The sequence below is a fragment of the Streptomyces misionensis genome (genome assembly GCF_900104815.1).
In the GTDB taxonomy this organism is placed as follows: Bacteria; Actinomycetota; Actinomycetes; order Streptomycetales; family Streptomycetaceae; genus Streptomyces; species Streptomyces misionensis.
Window position 1 is genome coordinate 5,900,611 of record NZ_FNTD01000004.1, and the last position, 14,631, is coordinate 5,915,241.

Consider the following 14,631-nt stretch of genomic DNA (forward strand, 5'->3'; position numbering starts at 1 on the left):
CCGGCGTCCGTCTCCACAGACTGCCCCGCGCCGTTGCCGGACGCTAGCCGTACTCTGGGGCGCATGCGAACCTCGGCGGAACCGCAGGGCCGGTACGAGTATCCCGCGCACTGGGAGGCGGACGTGGTGCTGCGGGACGGGGGCACCGCCCGCATCCGGCCCATCACCGTCGACGACGCCGACCGCCTGGTCCACTTCTACGAGCAGGTGTCGGACGAGTCCAAGTACTACCGCTTCTTCGCGCCCTACCCCCGGCTGTCCGCCAAGGACGTGCACCGCTTCACCCACCACGACTTCGTCGACCGGGTGGGGCTCGCGGCCACCGTGGGCGGCGAGTTCATCGCCACGGTCCGCTACGACCGCATCGGCGCCGGCGGCACCCCCGCGTCCGCGCCCGCCGACGAGGCGGAGGTCGCCTTCCTGGTGCAGGACGCCCACCAGGGCAGGGGAGTGGCCTCCGCGCTCCTGGAGCACATCGCGGCCGTCGCCCGCGAGCGGGGCATCCGCCGCTTCACCGCCGAGGTGCTGCCCGCCAACACCAAGATGATCAAGGTCTTCACGGACGCCGGCTACACCCAGAAGCGCAGCTTCGAGGACGGCGTCGTCCGCCTGGAGTTCGACATCGAGCCCACCGACCGCTCGCTCGCCGTGCAGCGCGCCCGCGAGCAGCGCGCCGAGGCCCGCTCGGTGCAACGGCTCCTCGCCCCCGGCTCCGTCGCGGTCATCGGCGTCGGCCGCGCCCCCGGCGGGGTGGGCCGCAGCGTCCTGGCCAACATCAAGGACGGCGGGTACGCGGGCCGGCTGTACGCGGTGAACAGGGCCTTCCCCGAGGACCTGGCGGAGGTCGACGGGGTGAGCGCGTACCACTGCGTGCGGGACATCGACGGCCCGGTGGATCTCGCCGTCGTCGCCGTACCGGCCGAGTACGTGCCCGCCGTGGTCGCCGAGTGCGGGGAACACGGCGTCCAGGGGCTCGTCGTGCTCAGCGCCGGGTACGCCGAGAGCGGACCCGAGGGCAAGGAGCGGCAGCGGGCGCTCGTGCAGCAGGCACGGGCGTACGGCATGCGGATCATCGGGCCCAACGCGTTCGGCGTCATCAACACCGCCCCCGGCGTACGGCTGAACGCCTCCCTCGCGCCCGAGATGCCGCGCCCCGGCCGCATCGGCATGTTCGCCCAGTCCGGCGCCATCGGCATCGCGCTGCTGTCCCGGCTGCACCGGCGCGGCGGCGGGGTCACCGGGGTCAGCGGCGTCTCCACCTTCGTCTCCGCGGGCAACCGCGCCGACGTCTCCGGCAACGACGTCCTCCAGTACTGGTACGAGGACCCGGACACCGACGTCGTCCTGATGTACCTGGAGACCATCGGCAACCCCCGCAAGTTCACCCGGCTCGCCCGGCGGACGGCGGCGGCGAAGCCCCTCGTCGTGGTGCAGGGGACCGGCACCGCGCCCCAGGGCCACGCGGTGCGCGCCACCCGGCTGCCGCACGCGACGGTGTCCGCGCTGCTCCGCCAGGCCGGGGTGACCCGGGTCGACACCATCACCGAACTGGTCGACGCGGGACTGCTGCTCGCCCGCCAGCCGCTGCCCGCCGGGCCGCGCGTGGCGATCCTCGGCAACTCCGAGTCGCTGGGCGTCCTGACGTACGACCGCTGCCTGGCGGAGGGGCTGCGGCCGGCGCGGCCCCTGGACCTGACGACCGGGGCGAGCGCGGCGGACTTCCACCGGGCGCTGAGCGCGGCGCTGGCCGACGACACGAACGACTCCGTCGTGGTGACGGCGATCCCGGCGATCGGCGAGGCGTCGCCGGGGGACGCGGAGCTGGCGGAGGCGCTGCGGTCCGCCGCGGCGGCGGTGCCGGGGAAGCCGGTGCTGGTGGTGCACGTGGAGCTGGGCGGACTGGCGCAGGCACTGTCGGCGGCGGCGAGCACCGCGCCGGCCGCCGCGGACAAGGCGTCCGGCGACCGGGGCGGCGCCCAGCCGCCCCGCCCGGCGGAACGACCGCCCACCGCGGTCTCCCCGCCCGAAGGGGCCCGGCTCATCCCCGCCTACCCCGCCGCCGAACGCGCCGTCCGGGCCCTCGCCGAGGCCGTCCGCTACGGGCAGTGGCGCAGGGAGGCGACGGACCCGGGAAGGGTGCCGGAGTACGAGGACATCGACGAGAAGGGGGCCGCGCGGCTGATCGGGGAGCTGCTGGCACGCGGCGAAGGACTCACGATCTCCGAGGCCGAGACCTGCGAGCTGCTCGGCAAGTACGGCATCAGGGTGCGGCGCGCCCTGCCCGCGCCCACCCCCGACACCGCCGCCGAGGCCGCCCGCGCCCTCGGCTACCCGGTGGCCCTGAAGGCGACCGCCCCCCACCTCAGGCACCGCGCCGACCTGGGCGGGGTCCGCCTGGACCTGGCCGACGAGGACCAACTGCGGCGGGCCTACGCCGAGTTGTCCGAGCTGTTCGGCAAGCCGGAGGAACTGCGGCCGGTGGTGCAGGGGATGGCGCCCAGGGGTGTCGACACCGTCGTACGGGCCGTGATCGACCCGGCGGCCGGGGCCGTGCTGTCCTTCGGCCTGGCCGGCGCGGTCTCCCAACTGCTGGACGACACGGCGCACCGGCTGATCCCGGTCACCGACCGGGACGCGACCTCGCTGGTGCGCACGATCCGCACCGCGCCCCTGCTCTTCGGCTGGCGCGGCTCCACCCCCGTCGACACCCCCGCCCTGGAGGAACTGCTGCTACGGGTGTCCCGGCTGGTCGACGACCACCCCGAGGTGGTCGCGGTCACCCTGGAACCGGTCGTCGTGGCCCCTCGCGGCGCCAACGTCCTCGGCGCGACCGTCCGCCTCGCCCCACCCCCGGCCCGGGACGACCACGGCCCCCGCACGATGCCGACGTACTGAGCGGGAGCGGGCCCACCACTCCTTTTACCGCCGCCTCGGCCCTCCGGGCTTCCGGGTGTTCCGGTCTCTCGGCCCTCCGGCCTCCGGGTTTACGGCTTCCCGGCCTCCCAGCGTCCCGCCCTCTGGGCTCCTGGTCTCCCGGCCCCCGGGCCTTCCGGCCTTCCTGCCTCGCGGTCTCCCGACCTTCCGGCCTCTGGGCTTCTGGGTTTACGGCTTCCCGGCTCTCGGCTTCCTCGTCTCTCGACCTCCTGGGCTCCCGGCTTCCCGGCCTCCGGGCTTCCGGGCGTTCCGGCCCTTGGGCCTCCCGGCCGCCGGGCTGACCCCGCCTACCACCCCGAGCCGCAGACCCGCGCCTTCACTGGGCCCGACGGCCGCGAGGTACACGGCCCCAGGCGTTCCGGCTTCCCGGCCTTCCGCCTCTGGGCTTACGGTCTCTGGCCCCCAGGGCTCCGGGCCTTCCGGCCCCGCGCTTCCGGCTTCCCGGCCCCCGGGCGCTCCGACCTGCCGGTGTATCGGTCACCCGGCCCCCGGGAGTTCCGGCCCCTTGCCTTCCGGCCTTCCTGCCTCGCGGTCTCTCCCGAGCTTCCGACCTCTGGGCTTCTGGGCCTACGGCTTCCCGGTCTCTCAGGCTTCCGGCTTCCCGGGCTCCGGTCGCCCGGGCGCCCGGTCTCGCGGCTTCCGGGCGTTCCGGCCCCCGGGTCTCCCCGGCTTCCGGGCTTGCGGCTTCCGGGCGTTCCGGCCTCTTGACCCCCTGGCCTCCCTGGCCTCCCTGGCCTCCCCGGCCTCCGGCCTCCCCGGCCTCCGGCCTCCTGGCTTCCGGGCGTTCCGGCCCCCGGGCCCCCGGCCCTCCTGGCCGCCTCCCCGTCTCAAGTCCCCCGACTCCCGGCCCCGCCCCCGCCCCCGCCCACGCCCCCCGCACGGGCTCCTTGCCCGCCCGCCCCGGCGGACATCCGCCACCCCGCGCCCCCCGCAGGCGGTCAGCCACGGACCGGAGTCCCGGTGTTCATCCGGGTGTCCCCGGGCGGCCCCCGGTCCCGTGGCCGCGGCGCGGCCCGTGGTCCCGGGCGGCCCTGACCCGCCTTGGCCACGGACTAGGATGGACGCCATGGCCAAGACCAGTACGACGACCCAGGGGCTGCGCGCGGCGATCGAGCGCAGCGGCTACTACCCGGCCCTCGTGGCCGAGGCGGTGGAGGCCGCGGTGGGCGGCGAGCCCATCCGGTCGTACCTGGTCCACCAGGAGACCACGTTCGACCAGAACGAGGTACGCCGCCATGTGACCGTCCTGGTCCTCACCGCCAACCGCTTCATCGTCAGTCACACCGACGAGCAGGCCGCCGACAGCACCTCCCCGACGCCGTACGCCACCACCTCCACCGAGTCGGTCAAGCTCGGCCGGATCTCCTCCGTCGTGGTCAGCCGGGTGGTGGCCAACCCCGAGCAGTACACCCCGGGCACCCTGCCCCGCGAGGTCGTGCTGACCATCGGCTGGGGCGCGGTGAGCCGGATCGACCTGGAGCCCGCCGCCTGCGGCGACCCCAACTGCGACGCCGACCACGGCTACACCGGCAACTCCACGGCGGACGACCTCAGCCTGCGCGTCAGCGAGGCCGGGGACGGCCCGGAGACGGTGCGCGAGGCGCTCGCCTTCGCGCAGGCCATCTCGGAGGCGACCGCGGACGTCGCCCGCTGATGTCCCAGCTCTCCGCCTGGGACCACCCGGAACCCCTCGCCCTGGACACCGCGCCGCTGCCCCAGTACGGCACCGGCTCCCTCGCCGACCTGCTGCCGACCCTCGCCGCCGGCATGGGCGTCCCCGGCATGTCCGCGACGATCACCGAGCTGACCCCGGTCGACCGGGCCTGTGTCTTCCTGGTCGACGGTCTCGGCTGGGAGCAGCTGCGCGCCCACCCCGACGAGGCTCCCTTCCTCACCTCGCTGCTCGGCAGCTCCCGCGGCGGCACCGGCCGCCCGCTCACCGCGGGCTACCCGGCGACCACCGCGACCTCCCTGGCCTCCGTCGGCACCGGCCTGCCGCCCGGCGCGCACGGCCTGCCCGGCTACACGGTCCGCGACCCGGCCACCGGCGCGCTGATGAACCAGCTGCGCTGGCAGCCGTACACCGACCCGCGCCCCTGGCAGCCGTACCCCACCGTCTTCCAGCTGGCCCACGACGCCGGGGTGCACGCCGCCCAGGTGTCCTCGCCCGCCTTCCAGCACACCCCGCTCACCAAGGTCGCGCTCAGCGGCGGCACCTTCCACGGCAGGCTGTCCGGCGAGGAGCGGATGGACCTGGCCGCCGAGCAACTGGCCGCCGGGGACCGCTCGCTGGTGTACACGTACTACGCCGAACTCGACGGCTCCGGCCACCGCTACGGCGTCGCCTCCGACACCTGGCGCGGCCAGCTGATGTACGTCGACCGGCTGGCCCAGCGCCTCGCCGAGCAGCTGCCCCCGCGCAGCGCGCTCTACGTCACCGCCGACCACGGCATGATCGACGTGCCGTTCGACGACGAGCACCGCATCGACTTCGACACGGACTGGGAACTGCGCGCCGGCGTCGCCCTGTTGGGCGGCGAGGGGCGGGCCCGGCACGTGTACGCGGTGCCGGGCGCCCACAACGACGTGCTGACCTGCTGGCGCGAGGTGCTGGGGGAGCAGTTCTGGGTGGCCTCGCGGGACGAGGCGATCCAGGCCGGCTGGTTCGGGCCGCACGTGGACGAGCGGGTGTACGCCCGGCTCGGGGACGTGATCGCGGCCGCGTACGACGACGTCCTGATCATCGCCTCCGAGCGGGAACCGAAGGAGTCCGCGCTGGTGGGCAACCACGGTTCGATGACCCCCGTCGAGCAGCTGGTCCCGCTGCTCGAAGTACGCTCCTGACCCCCTACCCCCACCGCCTTCCTCCCCTTGCCGAAAGGTGCTCAACTCCTCATGCCCGAGCTGGTGTTCTTCTCCGGAACGATGGACTGCGGGAAGTCGACGCTGGCTCTCCAGATCGAGCACAACCGCTCCGCTCGCGGCCTGGCCGGCATGATATTCACCCGCAACGACCGCGCGGGCGCGGGCAAGCTGTCCTCCCGCCTCGGCCTGGTCACCGACGCCGTCGAGGTCGCCGACGACCAGGATCTGTACGTCTACGTCGTGGACCACCTCTCGCAGGGCGGCCGGATCGACTACGTGATCGCGGACGAGGCGCAGTTCCTCGCGCCCGGCCAGATCGACCAGCTGGCCCGTGTGGTGGACGACCTCGGCGTGGACGTCTTCGCCTTCGGCATCACCACCGACTTCCGCTCCAAGCTGTTCCCCGGTTCCCAGCGGCTGGTGGAACTGGCCGACCGCATCGAGGTGCTCCAGGTGGAGGCGCTGTGCTGGTGCGGCGCCCGCGCCACGCACAACGCCCGCACGGTCGGCGGGGAGATGGTGGTCGAGGGCGCCCAGGTGGTCGTCGGTGACGTCAACCAGGAGGCGGGCGAGGTCGGTTACGAGGTGCTGTGCCGCCGCCACCACCGGCGCCGGATGACCGCGGCGACGGCCCGCGCGGCGGCCATCTCCCCGGACGTGCTGCCGGTCTCGTCCTCCTGAGCCCGTCCTCCGCGGTCTCCTGAGCCGGTTCTCCCGAACGGGCCGACCGCATCCGGGGGAGGGACTGCCCGAACCCTTTCAGCGCGGCTCCTGGACCACCGAGAACACCGCGCCCTCCGGGTCCGCAACCGTCGCCACCCGGCCGTGCGGGCCGTCCTCGGCCGGGCGGATCACCCGGCCGCCGAGCGCGGTCACCCGGCGCAGCGCCCCGTCCGTGTCGGCCACCCGGAAGCAGGTCGCCCAGTACGGTCCCCGGTCCCGGGGCAGCGCCCGGCCCAGGCCGTGCACGGCGGCCACCGGGTGCCCGTCGACGCGCAGCGTCACCTGGTCCGCACCCGCGCCGGCCGACGTCTCCGTCTGGTAGCCGAACACGCTCGCGTAGAACTTGGTGACGCTTTCCGTCTCGAACGTGAGCAGTTCGTTCCAGGCGGGCGTGCCCGGCACCCCGGTGATCGGGGTGCCCAGGCGCGCGGGGCCCTGCCAGATGCCGAACACCGCGCCACAGGGGTCCGCGGCGATGGCCAGCCGCCCGGCCTCGTCCGCGTCCAGCGGCCCGACCGCCACCGTGCCGCCGCACAGCCGTACCGCCTCGGCGGTGCGGTCCACGTCGTCCGAGGCGAGGTAGGGCGTCCAGGCGATCGGCAGCCGGTGGTCCGGCGGCAGCTGCCCCATGCCGGCCACCTCGTGCCCGTCGAGCAGCGCCCGCACGTACGGGCCGAGCTGCCGCGGGCCCGGCCGGAACTCCCAGCCGAACAGCGCCCCGTAGAACTCCTCGGTGGCGGTGAGCCCGTGCGCCATCAGGCTCACCCAGCAGGGCGTGCCGGGCGCGCGCAGCGCGTGCGGACCGTCCGACTCCCGTGCCTCGGTCATCGATCACTCTCTCCCCGGCCGCCCGTGTGGCGGCCGTGTCGCTTCCGCTCCCCCCGGCAGGGGTGCGCACACGCCGTCGGCGCGTACGCCCGTACCGGTGTCCGCATCTTCCACGCTCTCGCGGCCATGTCCCGCCGCCGCGCCGCCTCTTGGCGGTGTCTTCGGAAGTTTTCCCGGGCCGACGTCTTCCGCCGCCACTTGACGATGTCCGACGGGCGTCCGCCGGACGTACGGTTCGTGCCCGGTCCCTTACCGTTCGTGACCGAGCCTGTCCGGCCGAGCAGAGTAGTCGTACCTGGACGCCGCGGCCACCCCTGGCGTATGCATGGCGCCATGACAGTCATCATCACCGCATCCGAACTCGCCCGGGAGCTCGCCGGACAGGCGCCGCCGGTCCTGCTGGACGTCCGCTGGCAGCTGAGCCTGGCGAAGGCGGCGGGTGCCCCGGCCTTCGACGGTCGGGCCGAGTACGCGGCCGGGCACATCCCCGGTGCGGCCTTCGTCGACCTGGACCGGGAACTGGCCGCGGCCCCGGGCGCGCGGGGCCGCCATCCGCTGCCGGACATCGCGGAGTTCGGCGCCGCGATGCGCCGCGCGGGCGTGTCGGCGGGCCGTCCGGTCGTCGTCTACGACGGCGGTCAGGGCTGGGCCGCCGCGCGCGCGTGGTGGCTGCTGCGCTGGACGGGTCACCCGGACGTGCGGGTTCTGGACGGCGGGTTGCCGTCCTGGGAGGGCGAGTTGGCGACCGGGACGGCCACCCCGGCCGAGGGCGACTTCAGGCCGGTGCCGGGCGCGGCGGGTCTGCTGGACGCGGACGGCGCCGCCGCGCTGGCCCGCACGGGTGTGCTGCTGGACGCCCGCGCGGGGGAGCGGTACCGGGGCGAGGTGGAGCCCGTGGACCGGGTCGGCGGGCACATCCCGGGCGCGGTCTCGGCGCCGACGGCGGAGAACGTCGGCCCCGACGGCCGCTTCCTGCCCGCGGCCGAGCTGAAGGACCGCTTCAAGGCGCTCGGCGTACACGCCGACACGGAGGTGGGCGTCTACTGCGGCTCGGGCGTGTCGGCCGCGCACGAGGTGCTGGCGCTCGCGGTGGCCGGCATCCCGGCGGCGCTGTACGCCGGTTCGTGGTCGGAGTGGTCCGCGGACCCGTCCCGGCCGGTCGCGACGGGCGCGGATCCGCAGTAGCGAGCCGGCGGCAACGGACGGCAGGGGCGGGTCACTCCGGTGATCCGCCCCTCCGCGTCGTCGTACGGCCGGCTACTCCTGCTTCTTGCGGCGGGTGCCGAACACGATCTCGTCCCAGCTCGGGACGGCCGCGCGGCGGCCGGGGCGGACGCCGTCGGCCTCCGCCTGGCGGTCGGTCGCGCCGATCAGCCGGTCGCGGTGGCTGCCGACCGAGCGGGGCATGAGGACGTCCGCGTAGGCCGAACCGGCCGAGGCGGCGGGCGCCGGCGGTTCCTCCGCGACGGCCTCCTCGTCGGGCTCGTCCGAGGGGTCCGGGGCGCGCTCCGGGACGACCATGTCGCCGCGGAAGGACGGCACGGCCTCCAGGAGGCTGGTCAGCGAGTCCCGTTCACCGGTGCTCTCCTCGGCGGGTTCGGCCGACTGCGCGGGCAGGGTGGGCCGCTCGCGGTCGGTCTGCCGGTCGAGGGCGCGGTCCATGGAGCGCTCGCGCGGCAGCCGGGCGATGCGCGGGACGAACGGGAAGCTCGGCTCGGGCGCGGCGAGGTCGTCGGACTCGCCGATCAGCGAGCGGGCCTCGTCGTCCACGGCCTGGACCAGCCGCCGGGGCGGGTCGTACGTCCAGCTCGCGGAGTGCGGTTCGCCCGCGACCCGGTAGACGAGCAGGACTTCCCAGGTGCCGTCGTCGCGGCGCCAGGAGTCCCACTGCACGGTGTCCTTCTCGGCGCCGCGCAGCAGCAGCCGTTCCTGGACGGCCTCGCCGAGCAGGGGACCGGAGTTCTCGCCGGGGCGGCGGACCGGGGTCTTGCGGGCGCGCTCGGCCATGAAGGCGCGCTCGGCCAGTACCGGACCCTCGAAGCGCCGTACCCGGTCGACGGGGATGCCTGCGAGCTGGGCGACCTCTTCCGCGGTGGCACCGGCTCGTATCCGCGCCTGGATGTCGCGGGGGCGCAGATGGCTCTCGACCTCGATCTCGATCTGGCCGAGGCGCGGCCGGTCGCCGCGTACGGCGGCGCGCAGCCGTTCGTCGATCGGAAGCGTGTACTCCGTTGAGTCGGCAGCCTTCAGCACCAGCCGTGTGCCGTCATTCGAGACGGCCACGACACGCAGTTCGGGCATGGGGACCTCCCGGGTGGTGCCTGCCGACGTCACGTGCGTCGCTGCTTCCGCTAGTCGAGTGTGGCCTGCCCGGGTGCAGCCTGCCACAACCTTGCCGAGTTGCCCGGCGTGTCGGGCACGGGCCCTGGATCGCCGTTATGGCACGGTTACCTGTTCGCCACGCTAAGTGACCAAGTCCGTCACCCTGTGCAACTAGCCCCCTCCCGGCGGTCCTTGGCGGCCGCGGACACCCTGGTGGGAGACCGGACCCAGGGCTCGCAACAGTACTCCATTCGGGCCACGAGCGTGGATTGGCGCGCCGCCCAACTTCCGGCAACGGACGCGACTCGGCCCGCCGCAACGGGATTTGTCGATCATGAACGTGGCGAACTTCACGTAATCTCCAGAAACGGAACTAATGGTTTCGTGCGTACGTCCCTATCTCGTGCAGTCGGCCACTCAATGTCGATCAAGTACGGGAAAGGCAGGCAAGTTCCGGGTATGCGCGAAACACCCGATGCGGGGCGGAAGCGGATCGACCTCAACGTCCCCCAGGTGGCGGGAAGCGCCCTGGCGGCGGTCGTGGCGGCCAAGCTGGCTTCCTCCTTCGGCGTGTACGGCACGATCCTCGGCGCGGGCGTCGTCAGTGTGATCGCCACCTGCGGCGGCACCGTCTTCCAGCACTTCTTCAAGCGGACCGGGGAACAGCTGCGGGTGGTCAAGACCGGGGCCCGGCCCCAGGTGCAGGCGCCGCCGGCCCCGGGGGAGTTCACCGAGGGCACCGTCTACCGGGCGCGGATCAAGAACTGGCGCCGGCCGCTGGTCGCCGCCGCTCTCGTGTTCGGGGTGACCATGGGAGGCATCACGGTGTACGAACTGGTGTCCGGCAGCAGTTTCAGCGGCGGAACCGGCACGACGGTCGGCGACGCCGTCGGCGGGCGGCACTCCTCGGCGCACCGGACGAACGACCCCCAGCCCGGCCAGGCCCCCTCCGGGACCCCCTCGCTCACCACCCCGACCGGCGGTGTCCCCTCTCAGGGCTCCGGCTCCGGCACCGGCGGCAGCGGTACGACGGACCCGGCGACGCCCACCCCGAGCGCCTCGCCGGACGGGCGGGCGCAGGACGGCGGGACCGGCCCGTCCCCCGCGCCCAGCGGCTCCGCCCCGGCGACTACGCCCCCAGGACCCTCCGCAGATAGTCGTTCTGGAACAGCCGATCCGGGTCGAGGCGGTCCCGCAACGCCGTGAACTCGGCGAACCTCGGGTACACCCGGGCGAGGTACTCCGCGTCCCGGGTGTGCACCTTGCCCCAGTGCGGCCGGCCCTCGTGCGCGGTGAAGATCCGCTCGGCGGCGGTGAAGTACGCCTGGTAGGGCGTGCCCCGGTACATGTGCACGGCGACATAGGCGCTGTCCCGGCCGGAGGCGGTGGACAGGGTGATGTCGTCGGCCGGGGCGGTGCGCACCTCCACGGGGAAGCTGACGCGCAGGCCCGAGCGCTCCACCATGGTCTTCAGCTCGCGCACCGTCTCCACCAGGGCCGCGCGCGGAACGGCGTACTCCATCTCCACGAAGCGCACCCGGCGCGGCGAGGTGAAGACCTTGTACGGGATGTCGGTGTACGAGCGCGCGGACAGGGCCTGGCTGGAGATCCGCGCGATGGCCGGGATCGCGGCGGGGGCCGCCCGGCCGGCCCACTGGGCCACCTGGAAGACGCCGTTGGACAGGAACTCGTCCTCGAACCACCCGGCCAACCGCCCCACGGGCCGCTCGGGCCCGGCGCTGCGGTTGTTGCGCTTGGTGGTGGTGTTCTCGGTGTGCGGGAACCAGTAGAACTCGAAGTGCTCGTTCTCCGCCCACAGTTGGTCGAACTCGGCGAGGACCCGGTCCAGGGGCATCGGCTCCTCGCGGGCGGTCAGCAGGAACAGCGGTTCCACGGCGAAGGTGATCGCGGTGACGATGCCGAGCGCGCCGAGCCCCGTCCGGGCGGCCGCGAAGACCTCGGGGTTCTCCTTCTCGGAGCAGCCGAGCACCGAGCCGTCCGCCATGACGAGTTCGAGGCCCTTGATCTGGGCGGCGATGGAGGCCGAGTCGCGGCCCGTGCCATGGGTGCCGGTGCTGGTGGCGCCGGAGACCGTCTGCTCCATGATGTCGCCCATGTTGGTGAGCGACAGGCCCTCGCGCGCCAGGGCCGCGTTGAGCCTCTTGAGCGGGGTACCGGACTCGACCGTGATGGTCATGGCCGCCCGGTCGATCCCGCGTATGCCCGTCAACAGTTGAGGGCGTATCAAGACGCCGTCGGTGGCGGCGATCGACGTGAAGGAGTGCCCGGTGCCGACCGCCTTCACCTTCAGGCCGTCCTCGCGCGCCCGGCGCACCGCCGCGGCCAGTTCCTCGACCGAGGCCGGCTCGACCTGCCGGGCGGGCCGGGCCGCGACGTTCCCGCCCCAGTTACGCCATGTGCCGTTCGCGCCGCTCGTCTTCCCGCTCGCTGTGCTGCTCAACGGTGCCTCCCCGACCCGCGGCCGGCCTGCGCAGCCGGCGGTACCCGAGGAAACCGACCACGACCGCGACGGCCCCGGACAGCGCCGGAACCCCGTACCCGGCCCGCGCGCCGGCGGCGTCGATCACCGTGCCGCCCAGCGAGGAGCCGAGCGCCACGCCGACCGCCAGGCCGGTGCTCACCCAGGTCATGCCCTCGGTCAGCTGCGCGCGAGGTACGTGCTCTTCGATGAGGGACATCGTCGTGATCATCGTCGGTGCGATGGACAGCCCCGCAACGAACAGCGCCACGGCCAGAAGCGGCAGGTTTCCGACCAGTAGGAGGGGGATCATACTCACGGCCATCGCGGCGACGCCCAGCAGCCAGCGGCGTTCCGGCGCCCCGGCCAGGCGCAGCAGTCCGAAGACCGCCCCGGCCGCACAGGAGCCGGCCGCGTACACGGCGAGGACCACGCTCGCCGCGCCCTTGTGGCCGCGTTCGTCGGCGAAGGCGACCGTGACCACGTCCACCGACCCGAAGATCGCGCCGGTCGCCACGAAGGTCGCCACCAGCACCTGGAGCGCCCGCGAGCGCAGGGCGGTGCCGCCGCCGTGCCGCTCGCGCGGGTGTGGCTGCGGCTCGGTGGCCCGCTGTGCGGTCAGCCAGCAGACGCCGGCCGCCAGGAAGCAGGCGGCCAGCAGCGGACCGGCCTCGGGGAACCAGGCCGTGCACAGGCCGATGGAGATGATCGGCCCGAAGACGAAGCAGACCTCGTCCATGACCGACTCGAACGAGTAGGCGGTGTGCAGCTTGGGCGTGCCCCGGTAGATGGCGGCCCAGCGGGCCCGGATCATCGCGCCCAGGCTCGGCACCGCGCCGATGCCGGCGGCGCAGACGAACAGCGCCCAGTCCGGCCACCCGAAGTGCGCGACGAGCAGCAGCCCGGCCGTCGCCGCGAGGGCCACGAGGGTCGCGGGCCGCAGCACCCGGCTCTGGCCGTGCCGGTCCACCAGGCGGGAGACCTGCGGTCCGAGGACCGCCGCGGACAGCGCGATGGTGGCCGACAGCGCGCCCGCGAGCCCGTAGCGCCCGGTGAGCTGGGAGACCATCGTGACCACGCCGATGCCCATCATGGACAGCGGCATCCGGCCGAGCAGTCCGGCGGCCGAGAAGGCCTTGGTGCCGGGCACGTCGAACAAGGCTCTGTAGGGGCTGGGCACGTGGTCTCCGGGGCGGTCCGTAAGGCGCGAATGCGGCGGATACAGCTTACGAGTTAGGCGACCCTAAGCGCATCCGGTTTACCGGTGGGAAATATCGCCATAAACCATTTGGGACCAGACTCTTCATCCCGCGGTTGCCGGGCTGTCGGTACCGGGTGGCAGGATCGAGTCATGCCAGACGCGCTCGATGCCACCCCGTACGACGCCCTGCTCCTGCTGTCCTTCGGCGGCCCCGAAGGACCGGACGACGTGGTCCCGTTCCTGGAGAACGTGACACGCGGGCGCGGCATCCCCAAGGAACGCCTGAAGGAAGTCGGGCAGCACTACTTCCTGTTCGACGGGGTCAGCCCCATCAACGGCCAGAACCGCGCCCTGATCGAGGCCCTGCGCGAGGACTTCGCCGGACACGGCCTGGACCTGCCCGTCTACTGGGGCAACCGCAACTGGGCGCCGTACCTGACCGACACCCTGCGCCAGATGGCCGCCGACGGCCGCCGCCGCATCCTGGTGCTCGCCACCAGCGCCTACGCCTCCTACTCGGGCTGCCGCCAGTACCGCGAGAACCTCGCCGACGCGCTGGCCACCCTGGAGGCCGAGGGCCTCGACCTCCCGAGGGTCGACAAGCTGCGCCACTACTTCAACCACCCCGGCTTCGTCGAACCCATGATCGACGGCGTGCTGCGCTCCCTCGCCGACCTCCCCGAGGACGTCCGCGACGGCGCCCACATCGCCTTCACCACCCACTCCATCCCCACGGCCGCCGCCGACACCTCCGGCCCCGTCGAGGACCACGGCGAGGGCGGCGCCTACGTGGAGCAGCACCTGGACGTGGCCCAGCTGATCGCCGACGCGGTCCGCGAGCGCACCGGTGTGGACCACCCCTGGCGGCTCGTCTACCAGTCCCGCTCCGGCGCCCCGCACATCCCGTGGCTGGAGCCCGACATCTGCGACCACCTGGAGGAGCGGCACGCGGCGGGCGTCCCGGCGGTCGTCATGGCCCCCATCGGCTTCGTCTCCGACCACATGGAGGTCCTGTACGACCTCGACACGGAGGCCAGGGCCAAGGCGGAGGAACTGGGCCTGCCGGTGCGGCGCTCGGCCACCGTGGGCGCCGACCCCCGGTTCGCGGCCGCCGTGCGCGAGCTGGTCCTGGAGCGCGCCGCCACCGAGCGCGGCCAGCCGATCAAACCCTGCGCCCTGGGCTCCCTGGGCGCGAGCCACGACGTCTGCCCGGTCGGCTGCTGCCCGTCCCGGGCGCCCCGCCCGGCCGCCGCGGGCGCCGACAGCCCCTACGCGTGAG

Annotated in this window: 11 protein-coding genes; 7 read left to right on the forward strand and 4 right to left on the reverse strand. The window is 73.8% G+C overall.

Annotation, left to right across the window (positions count from 1 at the left end; all coding sequences use genetic code 11):
* The first annotated feature begins 63 nt into the window (after positions 1 to 63).
* The 4 genes from BLW85_RS28580 (at position 64) to BLW85_RS28595 (ending at position 6,480) form a co-directional block, all read left to right on the forward strand.
* Entirely contained in the window at positions 64 to 2,895 is a 2,832-nt protein-coding gene (locus BLW85_RS28580; protein WP_074993713.1) for a bifunctional acetate--CoA ligase family protein/GNAT family N-acetyltransferase, read from the forward strand.
* Positions 2,896 to 3,991: 1,096 nt separating this feature from the next.
* Entirely contained in the window at positions 3,992 to 4,588 is a 597-nt protein-coding gene (locus tag BLW85_RS28585) for a DUF5998 family protein (protein WP_070022987.1), read from the forward strand.
* On the forward strand, positions 4,588 to 5,778 hold the full coding sequence (locus BLW85_RS28590) for an alkaline phosphatase family protein (RefSeq protein WP_070022986.1): 1,191 nt from the start codon (positions 4,588 to 4,590) through the stop codon (positions 5,776 to 5,778). The genes BLW85_RS28585 and BLW85_RS28590 overlap by 1 nt, the downstream gene beginning before the upstream one ends.
* Positions 5,779 to 5,829: 51 nt before the next feature.
* Positions 5,830 to 6,480 (forward strand): thymidine kinase, encoded by a 651-nt coding sequence (locus tag BLW85_RS28595; protein WP_070022985.1) that lies wholly within the window; start codon positions 5,830 to 5,832, stop codon positions 6,478 to 6,480.
* A gap of 78 nt (positions 6,481 to 6,558) precedes the next feature.
* On the opposite strand, the gene BLW85_RS28600 is transcribed toward BLW85_RS28595, so the two are convergent.
* The gene (locus BLW85_RS28600; RefSeq protein ID WP_070022984.1) at positions 6,559 to 7,350 is read right to left on the reverse strand and encodes a VOC family protein; all 792 of its coding nucleotides are present in this window, start codon (positions 7,348 to 7,350) and stop codon (positions 6,559 to 6,561) included.
* A 333-nt stretch (positions 7,351 to 7,683) separates the two neighbouring features.
* Between BLW85_RS28600 and BLW85_RS28605 the strand changes: the two genes are divergently transcribed.
* Positions 7,684 to 8,535 carry a sulfurtransferase gene (locus BLW85_RS28605; RefSeq protein WP_074993715.1) on the forward strand — a complete coding sequence of 284 codons (852 nt, stop codon included), beginning with the start codon at positions 7,684 to 7,686 and terminating at the stop codon, positions 8,533 to 8,535.
* A 72-nt stretch (positions 8,536 to 8,607) separates the two neighbouring features.
* Here BLW85_RS28605 and sepH read toward each other — a convergent pair whose 3' ends face one another.
* Complete coding sequence (sepH, locus tag BLW85_RS28610) at positions 8,608 to 9,651, reverse strand: septation protein SepH (protein WP_070022982.1); 1,044 nt, start codon at positions 9,649 to 9,651, stop codon at positions 8,608 to 8,610.
* Between the two features lie 480 nt (positions 9,652 to 10,131).
* Between sepH and BLW85_RS28615 the strand changes: the two genes are divergently transcribed.
* Positions 10,132 to 10,878 carry a hypothetical protein gene (locus tag BLW85_RS28615; RefSeq protein ID WP_074993717.1) on the forward strand — a complete coding sequence of 249 codons (747 nt, stop codon included), beginning with the start codon at positions 10,132 to 10,134 and terminating at the stop codon, positions 10,876 to 10,878.
* Here BLW85_RS28615 and BLW85_RS28620 read toward each other — a convergent pair.
* Both BLW85_RS28620 and BLW85_RS28625 read right to left on the reverse strand, forming a co-directional pair.
* Positions 10,802 to 12,133 (reverse strand): D-arabinono-1,4-lactone oxidase, encoded by a 1,332-nt coding sequence (locus BLW85_RS28620; RefSeq protein WP_074993719.1) that lies wholly within the window; start codon positions 12,131 to 12,133, stop codon positions 10,802 to 10,804. The genes BLW85_RS28615 and BLW85_RS28620 overlap by 77 nt on opposite strands.
* A complete protein-coding gene (locus tag BLW85_RS28625; RefSeq protein ID WP_074993720.1) occupies positions 12,081 to 13,331 on the reverse strand; it encodes an MFS transporter in 1,251 nt (416 codons plus the stop codon). The genes BLW85_RS28620 and BLW85_RS28625 overlap by 53 nt, the downstream gene beginning before the upstream one ends.
* 171 nt (positions 13,332 to 13,502) lie before the next feature.
* Here BLW85_RS28625 and BLW85_RS28630 point away from each other — a divergent pair, with 171 nt between their 5' ends.
* On the forward strand, positions 13,503 to 14,630 hold the full coding sequence (locus BLW85_RS28630; RefSeq protein WP_074993722.1) for a ferrochelatase: 1,128 nt from the start codon (positions 13,503 to 13,505) through the stop codon (positions 14,628 to 14,630).
* Position 14,631 lies beyond the last annotated feature (1 nt).